Here is a 25,298-nt window from a genome sequence, read left to right as displayed (position 1 = left end):
AAAGGGAGGCATGACCATGGAGAGGTTGAAGGATATCAAATGTGTCGTATGGGATCTGGATCACACGATCTGGGATGGAGTCTTACTTGAATCCGGAGATGTGAAGCTAAGGGCGCGCATAAAGGAGGTGATTGAACAATTAGACCGCCGCGGAATACTGCACTCCATTGCCAGTAAAAATGACGCAGAGCTGGCTTGGGCCAAACTTACCGAATTGGGCATTGCCGAGTATTTTTTATACCCCGAGATTCATTGGGATGCGAAGTCCATATCCATTCAGCGTATTCAGCAGAACATCAATATCGGAATGGATGCCATCTTGTTTGTGGACGACCAGCCTTTTGAACTGGAGGAAGTGAAAAGTGTACATGCGGATGTTCAGGTTCTTCATGCAGATCACTATGAGACGATGCTGAATGATCCGAGACTGATGCCTCGTTTTATTACAGCAGACTCTTCCCGCAGAAGACAGATGTATCAGGCAGATACACTTCGAAAGCAGGCGGAAGAACAGTATGAAGGTCCTTCGGAGAAGTTTCTGGCTTCACTTGGTATGAAGTTTACGATCTATGAAGCGACAGAGGATGATCTTCAGCGAGCGGAAGAGCTCACGGTTCGTACCAATCAGTTGAATGCTACAGGGATCACTTACAGTTATGAGGAACTACATCAGTTGATGACTTCACAGGATTACTTGCTATTGGTGTGTGAACTTGAAGACAAGTACGGAACATATGGAAAGATCGGGCTCGCGCTTATTCATAAGCAGCCGGATATATGGAGACTGAACATGTTGCTGATGTCATGCCGCGTCATGTCAAGGGGGGCAGGAAGTGTATTGCTCACTTATATTATGTGTGAAGCGAGGCAACAGGGTAAGCAGATGCTTGCTGATTTCAGAGAAACCGGGAGAAACCGGATGATGAATATCAGCTATCGTTTTGCTGGTTTTACACAGCTGTCTGCAGATCCTGACGGAAAGATCGTCTTTTCGCATGATCTGAAGCAGGTTGTGGAGTTTCCGGACTATATTGAAGTTTGTGTGCCTGAAAGACAACATCAATAACAAGGGGGAAGAGCAGTGGATTATCGTCAGGAAATTCGAGAGTTTATTGGAAACAATCTTACCATGGAACATGAGGACGCTCAAATTAGCGACAACGACAACTATTTTGAAATGAGATTTGTCAACTCACTCTTTGCGATGCGTTTAGTGGATTTTGTAGAGCGCAGATTCCAGATTGAGATCGGAAATGATGATCTGGACTTGGCCAATTTCAGTACCATTAACCGTTTGCATGATCTCATTGAGAGAAAGCTTGCTGCCAAGGAGGTGGCACGATGATAACAGCCAATCAGTCATCTGTTCGTCCAGTGTCTAGCCCGGCAGCCAGTCCTTCCAATAAGTATATGTACCTGTTTCTGGCGATGTCCTTCGGTACTTGTTATGGTATTGCCAGCTTGTTCATGTTCTTTCCTGATTTTATTGTACCAATCACTGGTGAACTGCATCTGATGCATCCGTTAGCTATCGTTGCTCTGTACTCTCCTTCCATTGCTGGATTGATTACATGTTATTTAATGGGTGGCAAGGACGCGCTGAAAGGCATGTTCTTGAAGCTGGTTCCGCGAAAAAAAGATTTGTTCTGGATTCCTGTAATTATCGGTATTTCCATCGTATTTGCTTCATCGATGCATTTTGGCTCCCTGCTATTCGGCATACCGGTCCCCGATCTGACATATAGTGTACCGGAAATGATCTGGCTTGGCATTTTGAACTTGTTCAAGGAGACGGGGCTCATCGGCGGTTTATTTGGCTGGATTGGATTCTTACTTCCCTTCTTGCAAGGCAAGTTGAAAAACAATGTAACAAGTGGTCTGATTACAGGATTCCTGTTTGGACTATGGGTGCTTCCGGGTTATCTGATTTCATCTTTTGGCACCTCAACCACATACATATACTACGTGGTGCAGCTTATGGCGTTTATCGTATTTCAGAGCTACATCTTCAATGCTACCAGAGGTACGCTGTTATTTTACCTTTTGGCTTTCTGGCTTGTTGCTACAGGAAGTCAGATCGATCTGTATTACTTCAATCCGCAAGTACAGATCATGCAATTTTTCTTTTTCGTAACCTCGGCAATTATCATTCATATCGTCTTTAAACGCAAAAAAGTTGACACAACGCTCCAGACATTTCCTGCATATGTTCTAGACGCGAAATAAGCAATTAACGGTGGTGATGGAGTGATGGCAGAGACTTATCTTGAACGACTGCAGAAGGGCAGGGGGAACAGGCAGGTGATCTGTTTTCCTTATCTGGGTGGACACTCTCGGAGTTTTTATCCTTTAGTATCTCACCTTCCGGATACGGAAATATGGGCATTTACACCTCCCGGTCACGGGATGAATTCGGAAGAGCCTCTGGAACATATGCAACAACTTGTAGAGCTCTATACGAACGAACTGTTGCCTATAATTCAACCTGGTGCAACGTTGTTTGGGCACAGCTTGGGCGGAATTACAGCTTATTATGTTGCTCAGCGGTTACAACAGGAGCTTCCAGATGTAGCTGAGACATTGCGTCTTGTGTTATCCGCCTGCAATACGCCTGCTGAATGTGGATTGAACCGTTATGATCAGATGTCTGATGAGCATCTGATTGATCACCTTTTTTCCTATGACGGTCTACCTAAAGAGCTCATCCACGAAAAAGAACTTTTGCAGTATTTCATGCCTGTAATTCGGGCAGATTTTCGCATGCTGGAATCCGCAGCGACACTTGAATGTCAGCCTCTTTCATTGCCAGTGCTGTTTCTGTGGGGAGAACGGGACAATGCCGTTCCCCTTCAGTCAGCGCTCAAATGGGAACGATATTTTGATGTACCGATGAAGCTTCAGACCATTCGAGAGGGGACACATATGTTCATCATGCACCACCCTTCAACAGTGGCGCATTATCTGACAAGCTTTATGACTCCAGAAGTAGAACGACTGAACATAGTAGATAGATGAGAGGAGCCATGTTAGTTTATGCTGCTGAGAATGCTGAGAAACGACTTAATGAGGAAAAAAGGAATTACGGCTGCGCTGTTTATTTTTGTCCTGCTCGCTGCTTTGCTGGTATCTTCCGGTTCTCGAATGATCATGGAACTGACGAGTTCCATTCAGTATTTGTTCTCTGAATCGAAGACACCTCATTTTGTGCAAATGCACTCTGGAGATCTGGATCAGGCCAAAGTGAACACATGGGCTGAAGGAAATGCAATGGTTGAGCAACATCAGATTGTCGAGATGGTTAACATCAATGGAGCCAACCTTTATCTTGGTACAGAGTCCGAGAAAAATACCGTCATGGATATTGACTTTGTTACACAAAATCAGCAATTCGACTATTTACTGAATCTGAATAGTGAGATTATCCAAGTTCGTGATGGCGAGATTGCTGTGCCCGTGTATTATTTACAGCAAAATAAATTAAATATCGGTGACCAGGTTCGGATCAATAATGGGGCTTTTGAGCGTTCATACACCATTGTTGATTTTGTGCGTGATGCACAGATGAATCCATCTGTTGTGCACTCCAAGCGTTTTATCGTAAGCCCGGATGATCTGGGGCAATTGAAGCAGGGAGTCGGAGAGATGGAATATCTCATTGAGTTCCGACTGCATGATCCTTCCAAAACAAGCGAGTTCACCCAAGCCTATCAAAATGCAGGGCTTCCTAACGCTGGCCCGGTGGTGACCTATGGTTTGTTCCAGATTCTCAATGGGATGACAGACGGAATTATTGCAGCCGTTATTATTTTGGTCAGCCTGGTACTGATTCTGATTGCGATGCTGTGTATTCGTTTTACCATGCTTGCCACTATTGAGGAAGATTACCGCGAGATCAGCGTCATGAAAGCCATTGGTATCTCAGAGAAAGATATCAAGCGGCTCTATTTGGTCAAATATGTGTTTATGGCAGGTTTGGCTTCCATCTTGGGTTACATCGCTTCCCTCGGAGTGAACCAGCTTTTTGTATCTAATATTATGCTGTATATGGGGAAAGCACCGGCTACATTACTGCATTTCGCCGTGCCTCTGCTCGCAGCAGGTTTGATATTCACCATGGTTGTGCTGTTCTGCCGTGCAGTGCTTCGCCGTTTTCGTTCGATCTCTGCTGTGGAAGCCCTTCGCACTGGAAGTTTGGGGGATACACAGATCGTTCGCAACCGTTTAAACCTGTCACGTAATCGCTGGTCTTCCGTGCCTGTTTTCCTTGGGTTAAAAGACGTGATGCAACGTGTCAAAATGTTCCGTTTGTTATTATTCGTATTCATCGTCAGCTCATTTATTATGATCGTACCGCTTAACTTTTTGAACACACTTCAGGCTCCAAGCTTCATATCTTATATGGGTGTAGGGCAAAGTGATATTCGAATCGATCTTAAGCATACGAATGATGTAGAGCAGCGTTATGCTCGTCTGGTGGATCAAATTGAAAACGATGCGGATGTTCAAAAATATTCACCTCTCGTAACAAGCCAGTTCAAGATTCGTAATGCAGAAGGCAGCTACGACAATCTGAGCGTGGAGAGCGGAGATTTCAGTATATTTCCTTTGTCTTATCTAAGTGGAAATGCCCCAGCAACAGATCGTGAGATTGCTCTCTCGGATGCAAACAGCAATGATCTCAAACTTAAAACGGGGGATCAGCTGACCTTGCAAGTGGGCGGTCGAGACCAAGTGATGACGGTCAGCGGCATTTATCAGGATGTGACGAATGGCGGAAAAACAGCAAAGGCGCTTTTGCCATACAACAAAGATAGTGTGCTCTGGTATGTAGTCAGCTTGGATCTGAAAGACCGCGGTGTGATGGCTGCCAAAATTGCAACATACGAGAAAGATTTCTCGCCAGCGCGTGTAACGGATCTTCAAGGATACTTGAATCAAACGCTTGGTGGTACGATTCAGCAATTAAAGCTGGTGACAACACTTGCACTGGCCATCGGAGTGTTCATTTCTATTTTGATTACCTCACTGTTCCTGCAGATGATGGTTGCCAAAGATAACAACGATATTGCTGTATTGCGAAGCATCGGTTTTGCGTTATCCAAGATCAAATTAAAGTATGTTGTGATGTCATTGGTCATCCTCATTGTAGGTGTAGCCGCAGGCACAATCTTATCCAATACACTGGGTCCAATGCTGGTGAGTGGCATTATGTCCTCTTTTGGTGCTTCAAAGATTGTATTTGTAATTGATCCGGTGCAGGCGTATGTACTCTGTCCATTGCTGCTGGCAGGAACGATCATTATTACAGCCTGGATCAGCATTCAGTCGATTCGGGAAACTAGCATTTCGAAAATGATAGTGGAATAGGGAGGCATAACGAAGATGACAACAATACTAGAAGCTAGAGATGTGAATAAATCCGTAGCGATTGGCGAGAATGAAGAACAGCGCATTCTGAAAGATATTAATCTGCAACTCAAAAAAGGAGAGTTTGTCTCCATTATGGGCCCGTCCGGTTCGGGTAAATCGACCCTGCTCTATAACATCAGTGGCATGGATCAAATCAGTGCAGGCAGTGTGTTTTTCAACGGTAAACAAATATCGGCTTTCCCGGAGAAAGATCTGGCGAGTCTACGCTTGACCAAAATGGGTTTTATTTTTCAGAACATTCATCTGCTCAAAAATTTAAATCTGCTCGACAACATCATCCTTTCTGCTTATCTGGCCAAAAACAGCAACCGGGACACGATTAACAACCGTGCAATGTCGCTAATGAAAAAAATGGGAATCGACGAACTGGCTGAGCATAACATTACCCAAGCTTCAGGGGGACAACTTCAACGGATCGCAATATGCCGGGCTTTGATCAACAATCCGGATATTTTGTTCGGGGATGAACCTACTGGAGCGCTGAATTCAAAATCAACACATGAGATCATGGATATTCTTGGTGATATTAATGCCACAGGAACGACGATTTTGCTCGTGACCCATGATGTTAAAGTTGCAGCCCGCTCGGAACGAGTACTGTTTATGATGGACGGCAATCTGGTTGCAGACAAAAACATCGGAAAGTATGACCGGGACAAACAGGATTTGAAGGCGAGAGAAAGTCGGTTAGGACAATGGTTGACGGAAATGGGGTTCTAAACTTAGAGCTTCATGACTAGAATAGACCGACAGTCGGTCGAGAGGTAATGGAGGACAGAACATGAGATTGATGAAAAATCCGGAGGAACGCAGAAATGAAATTTTGGATGCGGCCGAAATTCTGTTCGTGACCAAAGGGTACACCAAAGCAACGATTATGGATATCCTCCAGGCTTGTGATATTGCCAAAGGCACATTCTATTACTACTTCCAGTCCAAAGAGGAGGTTATGCATGCCATCGTTATGCGTTTTATTATGAGCGGCGAAGCGGCGGCGAGGCGTGTCGTGGCAGATCCCGAGCTCAGCGCGCATGATAAAATTTTCCGAATCATTATGACCCAGAATCAGCCTGATGATCGCAAGCTTGGCGTGATCGAGCAATTGCACAGCGTGCAAAATGTAGAAATGCATCAAAAAAGTCTGGTTGAAACGGTTCTTCGTCTCAGCCCCATTCTGGCAGAAGTCGTAGAACAGGGCATTCAGGAGGGGGTATTTCATACCCCTGCTCCTCAGGAGAGCATTGAGTTTTTACTCGTTTCCTCGCAGTTTTTGCTGGATCAGGGCATTTTTCATTGGCAGGAAGAAGAGTTTCAGAAGAAGGTTAGAGCATTCAGTCAGATTATGGAACGGGTTCTGGGTGCTGAACATGGAAGTTTTGCCTATGTCACGGGACTATATTTCCCACATCAAGCTTAACAAGTAAAGGAGTCGTAACCATGGAACAAACTGCTCACAAATCATTTGGTAAATTTCTGATTGTCTGGTTTGGTCAATTGATCTCGATGATTGGTATCGGACTGACAGCGTTCTCTCTGGGGGTATATGCCTTCGAAAAAACAAATACCGCAACCAGCGTTGCGCTGATTACGCTATTTACGTTTTTGCCCAACATCTTGCTTCGCCCGATCGGAGGGGTGATGGCTGACCGATTTGACCGCCGTACGATGATGATTATTGGTGACCTTGGCTCTGCGGCTGGTCTGGTCTTTATTCTGTCGATCATGCTCACGGGCGATATCCAGTTATGGCATATCTATGTGGGTGTGGCGTTCAGCTCGGTGTTCTCGGCGCTGCAAAGCCCGGCATATAAAGCGTCAGCAACTGACTTGCTGGATAAGGATCAGTTCTCCAAGGGCAGTGGCCTAGTGCAACTTGCTGAATCTTCCAAGTTTTTGTTTTCACCGATTATCGCAGGTATTCTGCTTAGCGTGACAACGATTGAAGTTATTATGATCATTAACATTGCGACATTCCTGATTGCCATTCTGGCCGTACTCGTTATTCGCAAGAGCATGAAGGTGGAGCGAGAGGAAAAGGACGATCGCAACTGGATGACCGATATTCAGGAAGGTTGGAGAGAGGTTGTCACCAACAAAGGCGTGTTGCTACTCGTTATTATCATTTCTCTGGTTACCTTCTATCTCGGGTTCCTGGAAACACTCATTGGCCCAATGTTGCTCTCATTCACCGATGCCAAAACACTCGGAACGTTTCAGTCCGTTAGTGCGATCGGTATGCTGATCAGCAGCTTGTGCATCGGTATTTTCACCATGACGAAGAAATATGCGAGTGTGCTGGTTGCAGGTTTGGTCATGTGTGGTCTGGCGTTCTCCTTACTGGGTGTATCGACGAACATTTACTTTATTATCTTTGCGGGTTTTCTGTTCCTGTCCTCCCTGCCATTTGTTAATATGAGTGCAGATGTGTTGGTGCGGAACAATATTGCCAATGAAAAGCAGGGCAGAGTGTGGGGGATTATCGGTATCCTGTCCCAGCTTGGCTTCATTATCGCGTACAGTTTGGCTGGATTTCTGGCGGACCATGTGTTTAACCCACTACTGGTGGAGGGGGGAGCGCTGGCATCCTCCGTGGGTCAGATCATTGGAACCGGACCTGGCAGAGGCATAGCGTTGCTGTTTATCATTGCGGGCCTGTTTGTTATTCTGATTGCGATTATCACGTCACGTTTGAAAATGATCAAATCACTGGAGCAGAGCAGTGATATCGCTTCACCTCCCGATGTGGGCGGTCTTGCGCATGATTAATACATTTATAGTGTTGTAGGAAGCGAGATAGCCCTCCGTCTGATCCGTGTATACCGTTCTTAACCTTAAACGGCGTACAGTTGGTTCAGACGAGGGCTTTTTTTGTATAAAAGCTACAATCCGGTCTAACCTTTCACTGCACCGGAAGTGAGACCTCCTACAATATACTTTTGCCCGATGAGGAATACGATCAGAACTGGCAGCGAGGTGAGTACGATATCGGCGCTGACTAGATTCCATTTGGCGCTGAATTGTCCGAAAAAATTGTAAACCGCCAGCGTCATCGGCCACATCTCTACGGTGTTCAGCATATAGAGCGGCGCCGTGAACTCATTCCAGACACTCAGAAAATTCAGAACAAATACGGTAACCAGCACCGAGGTTAACAAAGGTACAATGATTCGAAGAAACAGCTTGATTCCATTGCAACCATCCATAATTGCAGCTTCATCCAGCTCTTTCGGAATGTTGCCCACAAACGCATACGTGATGAACAGGGAGATGGGAATGCCCATCGCGGTATAGAGCAGAATCATGCCTGCGTGGGAGTTGATCATCCCCAGTGATTTCATCACTTCCATGAGCGGAATATAGTTTAGTGGCAGTGTGATGCCCAGAATCAGAAAAAAGTACAAAAACTTGCTCAGTTTCGAATGATTGCGGGATAACGTGAACGCAGAGAACGCCACGACAAACACCAGCAGCAGAGATGACACGCCCGAGTGCAGCAGACTGTTAAAAAAGGAACCTCCCAAGTGTCCTTGCTCATAGACGATTTTATAATTTTCAAACATAAATTTCTCGGGAAGTGTAAGCCTCAGTACCTTGGCTTCGGCGTCTGACTTGAATGAATTCAACAAGATAACAGCAAATGGAATCAGGACAACCAGACTTAATAGCCAGGCGAGTACATTTAACGTCAGAGAGATAATCTTTTTTCGAAACCGCATATCAGTATTCCACCTTTCGATTCATCAAACGAATGATGAAGAAAGAGATGATTGCCATGATGACAAAGAGGATGGTGGATAGCGCGCTCCCGAGCCCCCAGTACCCTTTGGCAAAAGATGAATAAACGGCCGTATTGATCACATCCGTAGCATTGCCCGGGCCGCCGTTGGTCAGCACATATACCGCATCAAAGACACGCAGACCATACGTAATATTGAGCACGGTGGCAATGGTGATGGTAGGCAACAGCATAGGTATGGTAATACGGAACAGCTTTTGAATAAAACCCGCACCATCGATGGATGCAGCTTCATAATAATCCCGTGGAATGGCGAGCAGCCCCGCGATAAAAAGCACCATGATATACCCCATGCCTTTCCACGTATCGACAGCCATAATCGATGGCATCGCCCAAGTGAGAGAGCCCAGCCAGTTCTGGGCGAGTGCATCCAAACCGATGGAACGCAGTGTAACATTAACGAACCCGTTGTTCGGATCAAGCAGGCTTTTGAACACCAGACCTACAATCAGGAAGGAGAGGACTTGAGGCGAAAAGATAATCATCCGATGCCAATTGGCAGCTTTTACACCGCTGACCAGCAGCAGGGCAAGGAACAAGCCCAGAACGGTTTTGGCGATGGAGGTAACCACCGTAAACAGCACTGTATTTTTAATGAAAAGCAGATAGGTCGGATCACCTGCCAGAATCGTGCGGAAATGCTCCAGACCAACAAAGTTTTTCTCCGAACTGTAGCTGTTCCAATCGGTGAAAGAATAATAGATACCCAGCAGGGCAGGAGCAACAATGAACAACAGATATAGTAAAATCGCTCCGGATGAGAAATACCAAGGGTAGATTTTGTTCGTATTCATAACCCGTAACACCAATCCTTCCTGCCAAACGGGAAGAAGCACCCCAGCGTTTGACCGATGGAGTAACTCCATTCCAGTTATGCATTTGTTTCCGAAATAACCTCCGGCTGTTACTGCCACTTCTCATCCTTCAGCACTTTGGCTTGTTCGGCGCGGCGTTTATCAATATTTTGCAGAATCTGATCAGGGGTCATCGCTCCCGCAAACATACCTGACAAGTCTTTACCGATATCCATCCATTGTGGATCGATATATTTTACGGCAGCCTGCATGACGGTGCCCTTCTCATGATTTTTCTCATAATCAATGTAGTCCTGTGTCAGCTTCGGTTCGATCTCGGGCCAGCAGATCGTCAGATTTCCTTCACCTCCATCAAACACCTGTTGCAGATGATCATGCTCGGTAATCCAGCGGAAAAACTTCAACACTTCTTCGGGATGTTTGCTGTTTTTGTTGCCAAACATGGCCGCTGAACCGCCGGGGTTCACACCAATCGTCTGATTGTCTCCCCAAGGCATCACGAAGAATCCCATATTATCTTTCATCGCCGGATAGGCTTCAGAGACTTCCTTTTCCGTGCCTGGAACACGCAGTAGCATTGCAGCTTTTTCCTGTCCAAATGCTTCAATGCCCGCTTCTACTGTATTGGATAAGAAGTCTTTGCCGAAATAGCCAAGATCAGCAAATTCTTTCAATTGCTCGATAACGGTCTTCAATTGGGTCAAGTCTGCGACCTTCATCTCATTATTGTTCAGCTTTTCATAGGTTCCTGCGGCCTTCTGCTCATAGTTCGGCCCGGTCTCGAACAACGGTAGCACCTGATACCAGCCACTTGCTGGAGCTTGATAGAATGGAATAATATCTTTATCCTTAATTTTCTGGCTAATCGCTTTGAATTCGGCATAGGTCGTAGGAGGCTCAATACCTAGGTCAGCAAAGATACGTTTGTTATAGTACACATACCAGATTTTCGTAGGGGCAAAAGAAACCCCATATACCTTGTCATTATGACTGACGGTAGGCAAGATCTCTTCTGACATCCGTCCCGTAAATTCCTCATTGGTCAGATCAATTGCATTTTCTTCTGGTCTGACATTGGCTGGCATGCTCAGCGGGTCTACATCTACATTGAAAATATCAGGAGCCTCACCGGAAGCCAGTTTTACCTTGATCAGATCACGCCACTGCGCGTCAGGAACCACCTGAAAATCAATTTTGACCCCGGTTTCCTGCTCGTATTCCTTCGCCATCGTCTGCATAATCCCCGTTCGTGGAATACCGGATTGGCTTGTGCCGAAGGTCAGTGTGACCTTGCCTGTGCCTTCCGCGTTTTTGTTCGAGTTGCAGCCAGCAAGCAGCAGGACAGAGAGAAGCAACATACTTGTCATTGAAAAAAGAAATCGTTTTCTCATTTTGAACCTCCCTAAAATTCAATCATTTATGCACTTGCCGAAACGCTTTATGTAAGCGTATTCTTATGTGGATAACTTTACTTTGAATAACGAGTAGGCTCAATAGACAAAAGCGTTCTTCGAGGTGGACATTTTCGAAGTCATCGAAGATACGCAGATGTTGATAATGAAGACGGGGGTATGGAATTGCGGTATCGATTCAGAACATTACAACAGAGTTTGTTTGCGTATTATTCAGCGGTATTTATTACGTTTTCCCTTATTGTGGCTGGCCTGTTATATGTGTATCTCACCAGTGATATTCGTCATCGAAGTGAAGAGCAGCAAAAACAATTGGGGTTGTCCATTGTTAGTCATCTGGATCAGGAAGTTGTGAAAATGAACAATTTCTCCATGAACATCGTATATTCCAATCTGGTCAAGGAGCATTTTAGTCATTACTTGGCTCCGGCAGAGGGGGTTGAACGAACGATGACAAGTGACCCCTCGCTGTATAAGGACACGACTACACTCATTGATGTCATTATGGCGATTATTAGCAGCTCCAATACGGCCAAACAGGCTAACATTTACGATGTGAATGGAAAGATGCTGGGGGCGGGAGTATTCAACGGACAGCTTCCGGTAGATCTGAAGCAGCGCCCCTGGTATAAGGAAACCTGGGAACGGAGTGGCTGGCGTGTCATTCGTCTGTTACAAGGTGGTGCATTGCCCATGCCCACCGGGGAAGGGAGAACGGATCAACCTTATATCTCGCTTACACGGGTTTACAAGGATGGCAATTACGTCAGTCAGGGTGTCGTTGAAATTTTGCAGCTTGCCGAAGACCTATTCCAGTATTTGCACGAACTGCAAGCAGGTAATAAGGAACTTCGAGTTTATGTGCTGGATGAGCAGGATACCTTGTTGTACCCGCTTCCTTCAGCCACGTTAGATGCTGATTACTCTTCAGCTTCAGCTGGCTATTCGGAAGATATGAAACTGATTCAACATCGTACATCTCCGCCTGAAACGATGCAGGAAGTCACCCATTCGCCTACGGGGTCAAGGCAGATGATGACGTATATGACATCGCAGGAAACCGGATGGACTGTTGTTGTCATGCAGTCCAAGCAGTCCCTTTTCGCCAATCTGAACCGGATGGCATTGTTCTTTGCAGGTGCTACGCTAGCTACCCTGTTGATTATTTTGATGTTTTCGTATCTGATCTCGAAAAGGGTTACTTTGCCGCTTCATCGGTTGCAGCGCATTATCCAGAAAACAGGTGAAAACGACCTGATGTCAGGTCAGGAGGCTGGTCAGTTGTTATTCAAGCTGGACCATCCTGCGTCCATCCGGGAATTGGCAGAGCTGAATGATACCTTCATCCGGTTGAATCAGCAGCTTGTGCAGTCTTTTCAGGACCAGATGGCCATCAAATCCCGGGAAACAGAGGCGAGGTTGCTGGCATTGCAGTCGCAGATGAACCCGCATTTTCTATACAACAACATTACCAATATAAGCATCATGGCGGAGGAGGGCATGAATAAACAGATCGTGGTGTTCTGCGATCATATCGCTTCTATGCTTCGTTATATCTCTACTTCTGGCAAAAACGGCGTCCCGTTATCTCACGAACTTGAGTATTGTGAACGGTATCTTGAATGTATGAAAATTCGCTTTGAGGATGATTTGCACTACGAGTTCTCGATCCCTGATGAGATGAAAGATATCCGGGTTCCGATGCTGATCATCCAGCCTTTGCTCGAGAATACGATGAAATACGGTTTGAGTGATACACTGCCATGGAAACTGCATATCACAGGTGAATTGCATATCGATCAGGAGACCTGGCAGATTCACGTTGAAGATAATGGCCCCGGCATGGAGCCTGGAACGCTCGCACAACTTGTGCATTATATCGATGAATCTCAAGAATGGGATCAAATGCCTCAGCTTGAGATTAACGGGATGGGACTCAAAAATATCTGGGCTCGCTTGAAGTTATGGTATGGTCCGGCAGCCAGGATGTGTATCGAAAACAAATCTACCGGCGGTGTCAGCATTCATATAAGAGGTTCCATTCGAAAGGAGTAGGGTCGAACGTATGAATATGACGATGAAATACAGAACCATAATTGTAGAGGATGAGGCTTTAATTCGTCGTAATGTGTCACGAAAGTTCAAAGAGCTGAATACACGGTTTGAAGTTATCGGGGAGGCGAGAAATGGTCAGGAGGCGTTGCAACTTATCGAACAGAGTGTACCTGATCTGGTCATTACCGACATTCAGATGCCCGTGATGAACGGGCTTGAACTAGCGAAATATCTTTATTTTGCTTACCCGCATGTTAAAATTGTTATCCTTAGCGGGTATCATGAGTTCGAATATGCTCGGCAGGCGATCCATTATAAAGTCGAAGATTATTTACTTAAACCGTTGTCGGAAGAACAGCTTCGTGCGCTGCTGGATGCGATGGAGCTGAAGCTGGGAAGCGCTGTGGATTCACTGTCACATGTAAGTGTCGTGCTGGAGGATCAGGTGAAAACGGAAGATATTGCAGCGTCGGTCAAGCTCTATCTCAAACAAAACTACATGCATGAGATTACATTGCAGGATATGGCAGCACAGATGCATTTCAGCGTAGACTATCTGGGGAAATGTTTTAAAAAGGTAACAGGGGAGACACCATTGAAATACCTGACGGGTCTGAGACTAAACGAGGCAAAACGTCTTCTTGCAGCGTATGAGCATATGGATATCAAGACCATTGGCGGAGCAGTAGGGTACGCGGATTCACATTATTTTAGCAGGATTTTCAAAAACAAAACGGGCTTGTATCCGAGCGAGTATCGGCAACAGTGGCAGGAACAAAAAAAAGCTCTGTCCATGGATCAAGACAATCTCGATGGGCTGAGCTGATTATTGGGATAATGCTTCTTCCGTAATTTTGCGGATATCAAACGGGGAACGGTTACCTTCTTCAATGATGTCAGGCAGAATGTGATTGAGGAAATAACGAACACAGTGGAGGTCAATATTTTTGATCTTGATCAATGCGTAGCGGTACATGACAATGAATTCTTTTTCCGTATTGCCGCGTTGTAGCTCCGCAAATGCTTCATACACTTGATCCATTTTATCAGCTACTTCAAGGATAAGCCCTTCAACGGAGTTGTCTTTACCTTCGCGCAGTTGTCTGCGGAAAATATCTTGAAACTCAGGTGGGATATTCTCATTAATAAAATGGGATACCATGCCTTCTTCCACCTGTTGCAACATGGAACGAAGCTCCAGCGAGTAGTGTTTGACCGGTGTTTTGATATCACCAATGAAAATTTCGCCATAATCATGGCTACTGGTGATCTCGTATAGCTTCTTCCAATCGATACTTACACCTTGCTGTTCTTCGATATCGGCGAGTGTTTTGGCGTATTGTACGACTTTCCAGGAGTGAGCGGATACACAATGTTCTTCGAATTTGAATTTGCCAGGGGTACGAATGATACGTTCAAGATCGTTCAGTGATCGGAAGTACGTATGGATTCCCATAAATGTGATCATCCTTTGCTAGTTTGGGTGTTCGATACACCGACTATACTGTGGTTATGTTAACCGAAGATTAACGATCTATACACGCTATGTAAATTTATAAAAGGAAGATCAAAAAGCCATGGGGGATGCTGAATCAGATTCAGTATCTCACATGGCTTTGAGTAAATGTGAAAGTAAGAATATCTTGTATTCATGAAACTATTGATAGTAGTAGTATCAGGAACATAGTCTGCGCGAAGTGTATTATCCTTTTTTGCGTACCGGTGAAGTGTACCAGTAAGCCATACCAACAAACAGGGCGCCACCGATGATGTTACCAAGTGTGACCGGAATCATATTGTGGAACCAACCAGCCAGCGAGATCGTATCCGGGTGGTTAGGCAACAGCCACGCCAGGGACAGGAGGGTCATGTTGGCTACACTGTGCTCATAACCGCTTGCGATAAAGGCATACAGACACCACCAGATGAGAACCAGTTTGGCGATATCTTCTTTGGAGCGGGCAGACATCCAGATGGCCAGACATACGAGCCAATTACAGAGAATGCCGCGGAAGAAAAGCTCAGTTACTGGAGCACTCATTTTTTTGGCAGAAACAACGAACAGAAGATGCTCCGGGGTGGCTGCTTTGAACAGACCGCTCCCTACAATCAGCAGGCTGAGCAGGACGGCACCGATCAAGTTGCCGAGAAAAACAAGTCCCCAGTTTTTTAGCGTATCATTCACTGTGGTTCGTCCGGCGAGTGTGCTCATCGTAAAAAACATGTTGTTCCCTGTGAACAGTTCTGACCCGGCAAAGATTACCAGAGTCAGGGCGAGTCCGAAGGACATGCCCATCAGCATCGTTTGCAGTGGTGAGTGTGCGGCAAGCAGCGGAGCCCCGATACTAAAAATCAGGATAATGCCGAGCCCCACATATGCGCCTGCCATTAAGGCAGCGACCATGTAACGTGGCAAGCTTGCATTCATCTGGTCTCTCTTTTTGACGGCAGCTTCAATAATTCCTTCAACACTTGGTGTATACATCACGGTTTCCCCCATTAGTCAACATCAATCGCAATCCCCTTTGTTACGGTAGAGCAGAGGTTATACAGCTATCCAGACCTGGTCATTCTCTACCCTGACCGGATACATCTGCACTTGACCGTTGTCTGGTGCTTGCACCTGACCTGTTGTCAAATCAATTTTCCAGTCGTACAGCGGATCATAGAGATAGTGTCCAGAGACAATGCCTTCCGCCAGCGGCCCACCCTTAGGGTGGGGGTTATGGTTGTCAGCAGCAAAGATGGTGCCATCCGAAGCACGGAATACCGCAATCTGAAGATCTTCGATCTCGACAACTCTGCCAATGCGTGGCAGGAATTCATCTATAGCTCCAGCCGGGAAATACGTGCCTGTTTGTTTGGTTGTCATCGTAAACCACTCCTTTTGTATCAATTTGTTTCTCTACTTGAATCTCATATAATCTACTTTGGTTTACGGGCGAGCCGTAACTTCAATGCTATGGAACATTTTGCTTTGGCCTTCTTCATCACGAATCGCTTTTTGCCATGGTTCTTCCACCTGTGCAAGGGCAAACTCGATCCGTTCCATCAACGCTTTACGTTCCTCAACGTTATCCACAACAACCGAGCGGATGTGCTCCAGACCCATACGTTCTACCCATTCGGAAGTACGCTCCAAATAGTTACCTGTCTCGCGGTAGTACTGCATGATAGCTCCGCACAATTCGATCAGTTCATCATCGGTTTTGACTTTGCACAGCGAGTCAGCGAGCCTTGCTTTGATTCCGCCGTTACCACCGATGAAGATTTCCCAGCCGCCGTCATTGCCGACGATCCCGATATCCTTCGTACATGCTTCTGCACAGTTCCGAGGACAGCCGTTCACGGCATATTTGAATTTGGCTGGCAGATCGAGACGTTCAAATTTACGTTCGATTCTCGCACCCATGGCCATCGAATCCTGTGTACCGAAGCGGCAGAATTGGGAGCCAACACATGTTTTAACCGTACGAAGCGATTTCGCGTAAGCGTAACCCGAAGGCATATCCAGCTCAGCCCACACTTTAGTCAAATCTTCTTTTTTGACGCCGATGAGATCAAGACGCTGACCGCCTGTCACTTTAACCGCTTTGATATCATATTTAACCGAAACGTCAGCGATCTTTTTCAGATCGGCTGGTGTCGTTACCCCGCCGTACATCCGAGGTACAACGGTGTATGTTCCGTCTTTTTGAATGTTGGCGTTCATACGTTCGTTAACAAACCGGGATTCTTTTTCATCTTCGTGTGTGTCCGGATAGATCATGCCCAGATAGTAGTTGATGGCCGGACGACATTTCGAGCAGCCCTCAGGCTGGCTCCAACCAAGTACATTCATGACTTCCTTGCTCGTTTGCAAGCCTTTTTCCCGGATTTCAGCTACAATCTCATCCCGTCCGAGAGTTGTACAGCTGCAGATTCCCTGTTTGCCACCAGCAGTGAAATTATCTCCAAGCACGTATTGTAAAATCTGTTCAACCACTGGTTTGCATCCTCCGCAAGAGCGGGTTGCACCTGTGCAGGCTTTAATCTCGTCAACTGTAGTTAGACCCTGGTTAGTAATGACATCCACGATGGCGCCTTTGGTTACGCCGTTACATCCACATACGATTTCATCCACCGGCATCGTTTCAACAGACGTCGTTTTTTTATGACCGCCGCAACCTGTACCCATAAGGGAACTGTACAATTCATCTGTCATTTCAGTCTGATTTTTGATCAGTTTCTGCAGTTCAGCGGAATCTGTAATGTCACCAAAGAGTACAGCACCCACCATTTTGTTGTCACGAAGCAGGATTTTTTTGTACGTTCGTTTCCAGTCGTCTTTTTGCGAAATTACGTTATGTTCCGGGCTATCAATGAATTCGCCAGTAGAGAAGACGTCTACACCCGAAATTTTCAATTTGGTGGATACAACCGAGCCTTCATACGGAGCGGTTTCGACTCCGCAAATATGTTTCGCAAGAATCATTCCTTGTTCAAACAGTGGCGCCACAAGTCCGTAACACACACCGCGATGTTCATTACATTCTCCGACAGAGTAAACGTCTTTCAGTGAAGTTTGCATGTAGTCATCCACGATGATACCTCGGTTGACTTCGATCCCACTCTCCCGAGCTACCGCTATATTCGGTTTAATACCAACCGCCATGACCACAAAATCAACATTTAGCACAGATTCGTCGGCAAAACGTATACCTTCAACCCGTTCACCACCCAGTAGTTCGGAAGTTTGAGCGCCCATTTTGAACTTGATTCCCTGACGTTCCAGTTCAGCTTTCAACATGGCAGAAGCCTGAGGATCGAGCTGGCGTTCCATCAGATCATCCATAAGATGCACAACAGTAACGTCCATACCGAGTTGCACAAGTCCTTTGGCAGCTTCCAGGCCTAGCAGTCCGCCCCCGATGACAGCTGCTTTTTTGTATGCTTTTGCAGCTTCCAGCATGATATTGCAATCGGCGATATCGCGGAAACCAACGACACCCTGCTTGTCATGTCCGGGTACAGGGAGGATGAAAGAATTTGACCCTGTTGCAATGATAATTTTGTCATACGGAGCACGGTGCCCATCTTCGGTTACTACTTCACGAGTCTCGGCATCAATGCGGGCAACCGTGGTTCCTGTGTGAAGCGTAATGCCGTAGTCCTCGTACCAGTGGAGATCATTAAGGACAATGTCATCCAGCGTTTTACTACCTTCAAGTACGTAGGACAACATAATACGATTGTAGTTAGGATAAGGTTCTGTACCAAAAACCGTAATATCAAAGCGTGAAGTTAATTTTAGAATTTGTTCCACCGTGCTGATTCCGGCCATACCATTACCGATGACGACTAATTTTTCTTTATTTCCGTTCATGTGTGTAGCCCTCCCTTGGATAAACCTGTACATTTACCAACATTTTTAATGGCTTATATTTAAATTATACATCGACTAACTAAATCATAATGTGATTTATTTCACTAATTACGATAGATCATTCATATTAAAATAAGTGTGATGACCGTCACGAAAACAAAAATATTTTTTAGAAATGAGAAATACGAACTATTGTTCTTATTTTTGGTTCGAGGTATGATCATAGTGGGGTCGGTTACGTTCCCTATTTTCTCGAAAGGACGTTTTTGCATCATGATGGGAAGATCCCACCTGATTATCGGTACAGGCGTTTCACTTTCAGTGTTGCAACTCCTTGGAATGCAGGTTACTGCTCCGGCTGTAACCGTTGCACTAATAGGCTCGTTGTTGCCAGATATTGATGAGCCTAATTCATTGCTGGTATCGAAAGCATTGCCGAGCAGTTTGATTCGACTGTTGCAGACGATTCTTTTGCCTGCGGCTGTGTTTGTGTATTTTTACGTTCCGGCCAAACCGTGGAATCTGCTACTTGCTGTATTCATTGGACTTGTGTCGTTCCTGCCTTCGCGATCACTGCGTAAAGTATTGATGTTTGCCATTGGACTGGGTTTGGTCTTTTATGGTCATGCTTTTGCTCCGTGGAATCTGATTGCAGGCAGCCTGCTTATGTTGTGCACGACACTTACACACAGGGGCTTAACCCATACCTTGTATGGAACAGCTGTTTGGACGGGGTTACTGTACAGTACAACGCAGCAGCAAGGCCCAGAAATTTGGGTCGCTGGAGGTTCCGCTTATGCTCTTCATCTGCTTGCCGATTCCTTGACGAATCGGGGGATTCGTCCATTGCCGCCATTAAAACTGCGTATTCGGGCAAATCTGATGAGTACGGGAACCAAACATGGAGCAGCTGTAGAAAATGTCTGTGTAATCCTGACACTGATTTTGGCATGGTTTGCATTCTCGCCTTTATTCCTGTAGTGGTTGTACAGTTTCTAGTTTACAAATAAACGCCAGTCCAAGTCATTGGAACTGGCGTTTATCATCATGTGATTGCTGTGTATGTTTCTGGTTTTTATCATTCAAGAATAAAGCCTTACCCTTGTGAAGGTGCATCCGTCAACGAGTCAATATCAGACGAACCAAATACAAATAAAACGACCAGGATGACTACAATTAACAGTTCAGCAAATCCGTTTCCGTCGAAGTCAGACATCGCTTGAACCTCATTTCTTTAGCGTTAGGAATTTATTCTTTGCTGGAAAGCTCGTATGACGTCATTCAGTGTCATATCGCCGCCAATCTCATCCAGAAACTGCACCAGTTTGTCTTGATTAGAAGGTGTGACTTTTTGCAATGTTTTATACTGTCCAACAAGTTCCACAACAAGAGTAGCCTCGCGAAATAAAGTCACCGCATCCACTCTCAATTTTCCGCTAACCAGAAGAGCTGCAACAATCAGCTCAAGATTTCTTCCTTTTAAATTGCCATTCAGAAGGGTGTTTGCGGCATTTGTTTTTTTGGAACCTTTATTTGATTTTCCGTTCCTGCCCATAGCCATACAAAGTCCCCCGCTGGTTGATATGTTTAATATCTTATGTAGATAATGCTCGACATGTTCGAACCATTAATCTATATATGAGAACATTAGAAAAAGAGATACCTCCTCGAAGAATATTCGATAGGGTATCTCTGAAAATGGTACTCCGAAACTTGGAGTTTTATTTATATCAAGCGTTATTAATAATGGTTTCCATCGTTGAACGATCGAGACCTTTCACGAGCTTCACAATTAATTCTTTAGCCGCATCGTAATCATCCGTATGAATAATGGAAGAAGAGGTGTGAATATATCGGCCGCAGATGCCAATTACGGTGGAAGGTACACCAATACCGCTCAAGTGAACCTGACCCGCGTCCGTACCGCCCGGCGAGATGAAGTATTGTGTCTTAATCTTATTGGAAGCAGCAGTGTCCTTAACATACTCCACCATTCCACGATGCGTGAACATTCCTGGGTCGAAGATACGGAGCAATGCGCCCTGACCGATATGACCAAAGGACTGTTTGTCACCCGTCATGTCGTTCGCCGCACTACAGTCCAGAGCAAAGAAAATGTCCGGCTGAATGAGATTGGCAGCTGTACGTGCTCCGCGAAGTCCCAATTCTTCCTGAACCGTTGCACCGGAATAGAGGATATTCGGTAGCTTCTCTTTATGTAGTTCTTCCATCAGTTCAAGCGCTAGACCAACACCATAACGGTTATCCCAAGCTTTGGCCATTATTTTCTTAGGGTTTGCCATCGGTGTGAATTCACAGATCGGTACGATCTGCATTCCCGGATGAATCCCCCACGATTCTGCCTCCGCACGATCATCTGCGCCAATATCCAGATACATTGAATTCAAGTCTACCGGCTTGCTGCGCTGGGATTCATCCAGCAAGTGGGTAGGTGTAGAGCCCACAACGCCTGTAATCCTGCGCTCAGGAGTAATAATCTGAAGACGCTGTGAAAGCACAGCTTGACTCCACCATCCACCGAGCGGACGGAATTTGATCATACCTGTTTCCGTTATACCTGTTGTCATAAAGCCGACTTCATCAAAATGTCCGGCCACCATGACTTTAGGGCCAGATTCATCTCCGCGTAGAACACCAAAGAGACTTCCCAGGCGATCTTGTACAAATTCATCGGTATATGCGGACAATTGCTCTTTCATCCAGCCGCGCAGTTCACGTTCGAAGCCGGAGGCGGAAGGGAACTCCGTTAATGTGCGAAACATGTCCAACGTTTTTTCATTCATGTGTTAACAACTCCTCTGTTGATATGTATATCAGGTCACAGTAAAACGGTTGCTGGCCTGGTGTCCTTTTTTTCGTACAAAGGACTCGTTATTAACCACTGGTCACATTATAGTATGAACCTTGCACAAGTGAATGTCCATGTTTATGTTACGTTTTTAAGGCATGATTTTGCGTGTTTAGTCTGGATTTTCCGTTTTTCTGTCCGCTGTTGTCTCAATCTTAGAGTTGCCTTCATGCATATGATTATAAAAGGGAGCCATATTCTTTGTAATCAGGCTGTCCTGTTAAACGACGTTTTAAGCGTAGGAAGGAGCCGGGATACAAGATGAAGCCTCCTGAAGAAGGAAATGAGAAGGTGCTGTTCATTGTACTCTTTATTTTACTCGTCATCATTCTTCTTTATTTATAGACCAAACAGGTTGTGAACTACAATTAAGCGGCGTGATCTATATAACTTCCCCATCTCCTTCATTTTGGAAACATCTGCTGTTTCTCGCCGGATACATAACCTTCCCGATAATAACAAACAATGTATAGAAGTGCTCCACAATCGCCATTCAGCTATAACTGCAAACCATTCACATAAAGGAGGTCCTGTGCTTGCCAGAACAATCTGCAACTGGAAAGAAGAAAACTTCATCGCTGTCGATGGATGAGAAGGAATATAAAAAAGTCGCCAAAAAACATGAACCTTCACGCCCAATTTTCAAAAATTGTATCAAAGCTTTTCTGGTGGGGGGAACCGTCTGTTTGATTGGACAAGCGATCCAGGAAGCGTTTATGGCTGGGTTGGACATGACATCTAAGGAGGCTTCCAGTCCTACTGTCGCGGTCATGATCCTGATCTCCGTGATTCTGACTTGTCTTGGTGTGTACGACAAAATTGCGCAGTGGGCGGGAGCGGGTACGGGTGTCCCAGTCACAGGATTTGCCAATTCCATGTGCTCGGCTGCCTTGGAGCATCGTGCGGAGGGCCTGGTGCTCGGTGTTGGAGCAAATATGTTCAAGCTTGCCGGTTCCGTCATTGTTTTTGGGGTCGTTGCAGCTTTTATTATTGGCATCGTGTATGCCTTTTTGGGCTTCGGAGGTGGACATCTATGAAAAGGCTGGGCCGCCAGACTTGGGAGTATGAACATCAGCCGCGAATTATAGGCAGAGCTACCGTTGTAGGCCCAGATGAAGGTAAGGGGCCGTTATCTTCTGATTTTGATTACGTATATGACAACTTGGAGATCGGTGAAAAAACATGGGAAAAAGCAGAGCGTAAACTGCTGGAACAAGCCTCTCAGCTCGCATTGGTGAACGCCAATATTACGAAGGAAGAACTGCATTATTTTGTCGGCGGGGATCTGATGAACCAGATTATCAGCAGTTCATTTTCGGCAAGGCAATTGGGTGCACCCTATCTTGGTGTATTTGGAGCCTGCTCAACCTCAATGGAGACGTTAGCCCTTGCGTCCATGATTGTCGATTCCGGTGCCGGCGATTACGTACTCGCTGGAACGGTGAGTCATAACTGTACGGTGGAAAAACAGTTTCGATATCCGACGGAGTATGGTTCCCAGAAACCGCCGTATGCACAGTACACCGTCACGGGTTCTGGCTGTGGTGTCGTTTCCCGCACAGGACAAGGCCCATATGTAGCAAAAGCCACGATTGGCCGGATTATGGATCTCGGTATCAAAGATCCTTTTAATATGGGTGCAGCGATGGCACCGGCAGCCGCCGATACGATTATTTCTCATTTTAGAGATACCGGGCTGGAGCCAGGATACTATGATCTCATCGTTACAGGTGATCTGGCTTCCGTCGGTTTGCCTATAACGAAGGAACTTTTGCATAAAGAAGGGATTCCGATGGAGCAGACTGTTTTTAACGATTGCGGACTCATGATCTATGATCGGGAAAATCAGCCTCAAGTCGTTGCCGGAGGAAGCGGCTGCGGGTGTTCTGCTACAGTTACTTATGGTCACATCCTGAACCGGTTGCATAAAGGGGATCTGAAGCGTGTGCTTGTAGTTGCAACAGGAGCGCTCCTGTCTCCACTCTCATACCAGCAGGGTGAAAGTATTCCTTGTATAGCACATGCTGTCGCAATTGAACAGGAGGGGTAAGAGATATGCAATTTCTATGGGCTTTTATCGTAGGTGGTCTGATCTGTGTAATTGGACAGCTGTTGATGGATGGTGCGAAGCTGACACCCGCACATACGATGAGTACGCTAGTGGTGGCTGGAGCGGTAGCTGATGCCTTTGGTTTATATGACCCTCTGGTGAAATTTGCTGGTGCAGGGGCATCGGTTCCCATTACAAGCTTTGGAAATTCTTTGGTGCACGGAGCTTTAACTGAACTGGAAAAAGAGGGATGGATTGGCGTGATTACCGGTATTTTTGACCTCACCGCGGCAGGGATATCGTCGGCGATTATCTTTTCTTTTCTCGCGGCACTGGTTGTTCGTCCAAAAGGTTAAATTTAAAATATATACTGTGATAAGCAAAGGCTTCGGATCTATATGATCCGTGGCTTTTTTTGTCGTACCGATGCGGTAAATGCGGTGAAGCTGACGACTGGAAACAAATTGTGAGTTCCTTCGAGTGTACTCGTGACGTTGGATCATGTACAATAAAAGGAAATCTGTATGCTTTTTTAGGAGGTTAGACCACATGCCTGTGCGCAAAGAGTCGATCCAAATCATCTCTGCAGTTCGTTCAAATCTGGAGTCCTGCATTATGGGGAAGTCCTTTGAAATTCAACTTTTACTTACAGCTTTGCTAGCAGGTGGACACGTTCTGATTGAAGACGTACCGGGAACGGGCAAAACACAGCTGATCAAAGCACTATCGAAATCCATGCGCGGGGAATACCGGCGTATTCAATGTAATCCTGATATCCTGCCAAGTGATATTACAGGAGTTTCTGTTTTCCATCCGAAGGATGAGCGTTTTTATTTCCGACCGGGTCCGGTTATGACCAATATTTTGCTCGCAGACGAGATAAACCGTGCAACGACGAAAACGCAATCTGCATTGCTGGAGGTCATGGAAGAGCGCAGTGTGACCGTAGACGGTGACACGTATGATCTCCCGCATCCTTTTATGCTCTGTGCTACACAGAATCCGATTGACTTTGAGGGGACGTATACGTTACCCGAAGCACAACTCGACCGCTTTATGTTAAAAATCAGTCTCGGTTATCCCGACAAGGATATTGAAAAGACGTTGCTGAAGCAACATCAGTCGGGCCAACCGGTAGATCGGCTTGAATCCGTGACTCACATGGATCAGATCTCGGCTATCCAGCAAGAGATTAAAGAAGTGTTCATCGGAGATCCTGTGATGGACTATCTGCTGGATGTTGTTCGCCACACGCGCACACACCCTTCTGTTTTATTAGGAGCTAGCCCAAGGGCTGCGATTTCATTCATGATGGCCGTAAAAGCTTTTGCCTTCTTGCAAGAAAGAGACTACGTGCTACCGGATGATGTGAAAACGATGGCTCCGTATGTCATCTCTCATCGTATTGTACTTCGTCCCGAATCCAGATTGGACAGCATGAGCTCAGAGGCCGTTCTGAACGCTGTATTACAGCAGGTTCGTGTGCCTGTATCGATGGGGCAATAG

24 protein-coding genes are annotated in these 25,298 nt (G+C 45.8%); 15 read left to right on the top strand and 9 right to left on the bottom strand.

The annotated features are described in order from the left end of the window. The first annotated feature begins 16 nt into the window (after positions 1–16). The 8 genes from BLQ13_RS00770 to BLQ13_RS00735 all read left to right on the top strand — a co-directional run bounded on the left by BLQ13_RS00770 (position 17) and on the right by BLQ13_RS00735 (position 8,196). Positions 17–1,066, top strand: a complete 1,050-nt coding sequence (locus BLQ13_RS00770) for an HAD-IIIC family phosphatase (protein WP_090914985.1) — start codon at positions 17–19, stop codon at positions 1,064–1,066. A gap of 15 nt (positions 1,067–1,081) precedes the next feature. Beyond that, positions 1,082–1,345 (top strand): acyl carrier protein, encoded by a 264-nt coding sequence (locus BLQ13_RS00765; RefSeq protein ID WP_090914983.1) that lies wholly within the window; start codon positions 1,082–1,084, stop codon positions 1,343–1,345. Continuing rightward, a complete protein-coding gene (locus tag BLQ13_RS28645; protein ID WP_186811628.1) occupies positions 1,342–2,226 on the top strand; it encodes a hypothetical protein in 885 nt (294 codons plus the stop codon). The genes BLQ13_RS00765 and BLQ13_RS28645 overlap by 4 nt, the downstream gene beginning before the upstream one ends. Positions 2,227–2,250: 24 nt before the next feature. Beyond that, positions 2,251–3,015 (top strand): thioesterase II family protein, encoded by a 765-nt coding sequence (locus BLQ13_RS00755; protein ID WP_090914981.1) that lies wholly within the window; start codon positions 2,251–2,253, stop codon positions 3,013–3,015. Between the two features lie 18 nt (positions 3,016–3,033). Further along, complete coding sequence (locus tag BLQ13_RS00750; protein WP_090914979.1) at positions 3,034–5,367, top strand: ABC transporter permease; 2,334 nt, start codon at positions 3,034–3,036, stop codon at positions 5,365–5,367. 15 nt (positions 5,368–5,382) lie between these two features. Further along, positions 5,383–6,150 carry an ABC transporter ATP-binding protein gene (locus BLQ13_RS00745; protein ID WP_090914977.1) on the top strand — a complete coding sequence of 256 codons (768 nt, stop codon included), beginning with the start codon at positions 5,383–5,385 and terminating at the stop codon, positions 6,148–6,150. Between the two features lie 61 nt (positions 6,151–6,211). Continuing rightward, positions 6,212–6,847, top strand: coding sequence for a TetR/AcrR family transcriptional regulator (locus BLQ13_RS00740; protein ID WP_090914975.1), 636 nt, complete (start codon positions 6,212–6,214; stop codon positions 6,845–6,847). A gap of 20 nt (positions 6,848–6,867) precedes the next feature. Continuing rightward, complete coding sequence (locus BLQ13_RS00735) at positions 6,868–8,196, top strand: MFS transporter (protein ID WP_090914973.1); 1,329 nt, start codon at positions 6,868–6,870, stop codon at positions 8,194–8,196. Positions 8,197–8,321: 125 nt separating this feature from the next. On the opposite strand, the gene BLQ13_RS00730 is transcribed toward BLQ13_RS00735, so the two are convergent. From BLQ13_RS00730 to BLQ13_RS00720, 3 genes are all read right to left on the bottom strand, one after another. Next, positions 8,322–9,146 carry a carbohydrate ABC transporter permease gene (locus BLQ13_RS00730; protein WP_090914971.1) on the bottom strand — a complete coding sequence of 275 codons (825 nt, stop codon included), beginning with the start codon at positions 9,144–9,146 and terminating at the stop codon, positions 8,322–8,324. Between the two features lies 1 nt (position 9,147). After that, positions 9,148–10,020 (bottom strand): carbohydrate ABC transporter permease, encoded by an 873-nt coding sequence (locus tag BLQ13_RS00725; protein ID WP_090915640.1) that lies wholly within the window; start codon positions 10,018–10,020, stop codon positions 9,148–9,150. Between the two features lie 110 nt (positions 10,021–10,130). Continuing rightward, a complete protein-coding gene (locus BLQ13_RS00720; protein ID WP_090914969.1) occupies positions 10,131–11,432 on the bottom strand; it encodes an ABC transporter substrate-binding protein in 1,302 nt (433 codons plus the stop codon). Positions 11,433–11,612: 180 nt separating this feature from the next. Between BLQ13_RS00720 and BLQ13_RS00715 the strand changes: the two genes are divergently transcribed. Together BLQ13_RS00715 and BLQ13_RS00710 are read left to right on the top strand one after the other, a co-directional pair. After that, positions 11,613–13,508, top strand: coding sequence for a cache domain-containing sensor histidine kinase (locus BLQ13_RS00715; RefSeq protein ID WP_244159160.1), 1,896 nt, complete (start codon positions 11,613–11,615; stop codon positions 13,506–13,508). Between the two features lie 10 nt (positions 13,509–13,518). Further along, a complete protein-coding gene (locus BLQ13_RS00710) occupies positions 13,519–14,334 on the top strand; it encodes a response regulator transcription factor (protein ID WP_244159159.1) in 816 nt (271 codons plus the stop codon). Here BLQ13_RS00710 and BLQ13_RS00705 read toward each other — a convergent pair whose 3' ends face one another. From BLQ13_RS00705 to nirB, 4 genes are all read right to left on the bottom strand, one after another. Further along, complete coding sequence (locus BLQ13_RS00705; protein WP_090914967.1) at positions 14,335–14,964, bottom strand: YfbR-like 5'-deoxynucleotidase; 630 nt, start codon at positions 14,962–14,964, stop codon at positions 14,335–14,337. A gap of 246 nt (positions 14,965–15,210) precedes the next feature. Further along, a complete protein-coding gene (locus tag BLQ13_RS00700; protein ID WP_090914964.1) occupies positions 15,211–15,993 on the bottom strand; it encodes a formate/nitrite transporter family protein in 783 nt (260 codons plus the stop codon). A 60-nt stretch (positions 15,994–16,053) separates the two neighbouring features. Further along, the gene (gene nirD / locus BLQ13_RS00695) at positions 16,054–16,380 is read right to left on the bottom strand and encodes a nitrite reductase small subunit NirD (protein WP_090914962.1); all 327 of its coding nucleotides are present in this window, start codon (positions 16,378–16,380) and stop codon (positions 16,054–16,056) included. Between the two features lie 63 nt (positions 16,381–16,443). Continuing rightward, a complete protein-coding gene (gene nirB / locus BLQ13_RS00690; RefSeq protein ID WP_090914960.1) occupies positions 16,444–18,873 on the bottom strand; it encodes a nitrite reductase large subunit NirB in 2,430 nt (809 codons plus the stop codon). Between the two features lie 273 nt (positions 18,874–19,146). Here nirB and BLQ13_RS00685 point away from each other — a divergent pair, with 273 nt between their 5' ends. Further along, the gene (locus BLQ13_RS00685) at positions 19,147–19,854 is read left to right on the top strand and encodes a metal-dependent hydrolase (RefSeq protein WP_090914958.1); all 708 of its coding nucleotides are present in this window, start codon (positions 19,147–19,149) and stop codon (positions 19,852–19,854) included. A gap of 259 nt (positions 19,855–20,113) precedes the next feature. On the opposite strand, the gene BLQ13_RS00680 is transcribed toward BLQ13_RS00685, so the two are convergent. Together BLQ13_RS00680 and BLQ13_RS00675 are read right to left on the bottom strand one after the other, a co-directional pair. Next, a complete protein-coding gene (locus tag BLQ13_RS00680) occupies positions 20,114–20,434 on the bottom strand; it encodes a hypothetical protein (RefSeq protein WP_090914956.1) in 321 nt (106 codons plus the stop codon). A 169-nt stretch (positions 20,435–20,603) separates the two neighbouring features. Then, positions 20,604–21,677, bottom strand: a complete 1,074-nt coding sequence (locus BLQ13_RS00675) for a M42 family metallopeptidase (RefSeq protein WP_090914954.1) — start codon at positions 21,675–21,677, stop codon at positions 20,604–20,606. A gap of 649 nt (positions 21,678–22,326) precedes the next feature. Between BLQ13_RS00675 and spoVAC the strand changes: the two genes are divergently transcribed. The 4 genes from spoVAC (at position 22,327) to BLQ13_RS00655 (ending at position 25,298) form a co-directional block, all read left to right on the top strand. Continuing rightward, on the top strand, positions 22,327–22,779 hold the full coding sequence (spoVAC, locus tag BLQ13_RS00670) for a stage V sporulation protein AC (RefSeq protein WP_090915634.1): 453 nt from the start codon (positions 22,327–22,329) through the stop codon (positions 22,777–22,779). After that, a complete protein-coding gene (gene spoVAD, locus BLQ13_RS00665) occupies positions 22,776–23,792 on the top strand; it encodes a stage V sporulation protein AD (protein WP_090914952.1) in 1,017 nt (338 codons plus the stop codon). The genes spoVAC and spoVAD overlap by 4 nt, the downstream gene beginning before the upstream one ends. Before the next feature lie 5 nt (positions 23,793–23,797). Then, positions 23,798–24,148, top strand: a complete 351-nt coding sequence (gene spoVAE / locus BLQ13_RS00660) for a stage V sporulation protein AE (RefSeq protein ID WP_090914950.1) — start codon at positions 23,798–23,800, stop codon at positions 24,146–24,148. Between the two features lie 193 nt (positions 24,149–24,341). Next, positions 24,342–25,298 carry an AAA family ATPase gene (locus BLQ13_RS00655; RefSeq protein WP_090914948.1) on the top strand — a complete coding sequence of 319 codons (957 nt, stop codon included), beginning with the start codon at positions 24,342–24,344 and terminating at the stop codon, positions 25,296–25,298.

Source organism: Paenibacillus polysaccharolyticus (assembly GCF_900102085.1).
GTDB lineage: Bacteria > Bacillota > Bacilli > Paenibacillales > Paenibacillaceae > Paenibacillus > Paenibacillus polysaccharolyticus.
This window is presented reverse-complemented; position numbering and strand designations above follow the sequence as displayed.

Bases quoted from the DNA above. Each gene is read 5' to 3' on its own strand.
- spoVAD (WP_090914952.1), top strand. From the start codon at position 22,776: ATGAAAAGGCTGGGCCGCCAGACTTGGGAGTATGAACATCAGCCGCGA.
- BLQ13_RS00740 (WP_090914975.1), top strand. From the start codon at position 6,212: ATGAGATTGATGAAAAATCCGGAGGAACGCAGAAATGAAATTTTGGAT.
- BLQ13_RS00730 (WP_090914971.1), bottom strand. From the start codon at position 9,146: ATGCGGTTTCGAAAAAAGATTATCTCTCTGACGTTAAATGTACTCGCC.
- BLQ13_RS00680 (WP_090914956.1), bottom strand. From the start codon at position 20,434: ATGGCTATGGGCAGGAACGGAAAATCAAATAAAGGTTCCAAAAAAACA.
- BLQ13_RS00655 (WP_090914948.1), top strand. From the start codon at position 24,342: ATGCCTGTGCGCAAAGAGTCGATCCAAATCATCTCTGCAGTTCGTTCA.
- BLQ13_RS00675 (WP_090914954.1), bottom strand. From the start codon at position 21,677: ATGAATGAAAAAACGTTGGACATGTTTCGCACATTAACGGAGTTCCCT.
- BLQ13_RS00770 (WP_090914985.1), top strand. From the start codon at position 17: ATGGAGAGGTTGAAGGATATCAAATGTGTCGTATGGGATCTGGATCAC.
- nirB (WP_090914960.1), bottom strand. From the start codon at position 18,873: ATGAACGGAAATAAAGAAAAATTAGTCGTCATCGGTAATGGTATGGCC.
- BLQ13_RS00685 (WP_090914958.1), top strand. From the start codon at position 19,147: ATGATGGGAAGATCCCACCTGATTATCGGTACAGGCGTTTCACTTTCA.
- BLQ13_RS00750 (WP_090914979.1), top strand. From the start codon at position 3,034: ATGCTGCTGAGAATGCTGAGAAACGACTTAATGAGGAAAAAAGGAATT.
- BLQ13_RS28645 (WP_186811628.1), top strand. From the start codon at position 1,342: ATGATAACAGCCAATCAGTCATCTGTTCGTCCAGTGTCTAGCCCGGCA.
- BLQ13_RS00700 (WP_090914964.1), bottom strand. From the start codon at position 15,993: ATGTATACACCAAGTGTTGAAGGAATTATTGAAGCTGCCGTCAAAAAG.
- BLQ13_RS00735 (WP_090914973.1), top strand. From the start codon at position 6,868: ATGGAACAAACTGCTCACAAATCATTTGGTAAATTTCTGATTGTCTGG.
- BLQ13_RS00745 (WP_090914977.1), top strand. From the start codon at position 5,383: ATGACAACAATACTAGAAGCTAGAGATGTGAATAAATCCGTAGCGATT.
- BLQ13_RS00725 (WP_090915640.1), bottom strand. From the start codon at position 10,020: ATGAATACGAACAAAATCTACCCTTGGTATTTCTCATCCGGAGCGATT.
- BLQ13_RS00705 (WP_090914967.1), bottom strand. From the start codon at position 14,964: ATGGGAATCCATACGTACTTCCGATCACTGAACGATCTTGAACGTATC.
- spoVAC (WP_090915634.1), top strand. From the start codon at position 22,327: ATGGATGAGAAGGAATATAAAAAAGTCGCCAAAAAACATGAACCTTCA.
- spoVAE (WP_090914950.1), top strand. From the start codon at position 23,798: ATGCAATTTCTATGGGCTTTTATCGTAGGTGGTCTGATCTGTGTAATT.
- BLQ13_RS00720 (WP_090914969.1), bottom strand. From the start codon at position 11,432: ATGAGAAAACGATTTCTTTTTTCAATGACAAGTATGTTGCTTCTCTCT.
- BLQ13_RS00755 (WP_090914981.1), top strand. From the start codon at position 2,251: ATGGCAGAGACTTATCTTGAACGACTGCAGAAGGGCAGGGGGAACAGG.
- BLQ13_RS00715 (WP_244159160.1), top strand. From the start codon at position 11,613: ATGGAATTGCGGTATCGATTCAGAACATTACAACAGAGTTTGTTTGCG.
- BLQ13_RS00710 (WP_244159159.1), top strand. From the start codon at position 13,519: ATGAATATGACGATGAAATACAGAACCATAATTGTAGAGGATGAGGCT.
- nirD (WP_090914962.1), bottom strand. From the start codon at position 16,380: ATGACAACCAAACAAACAGGCACGTATTTCCCGGCTGGAGCTATAGAT.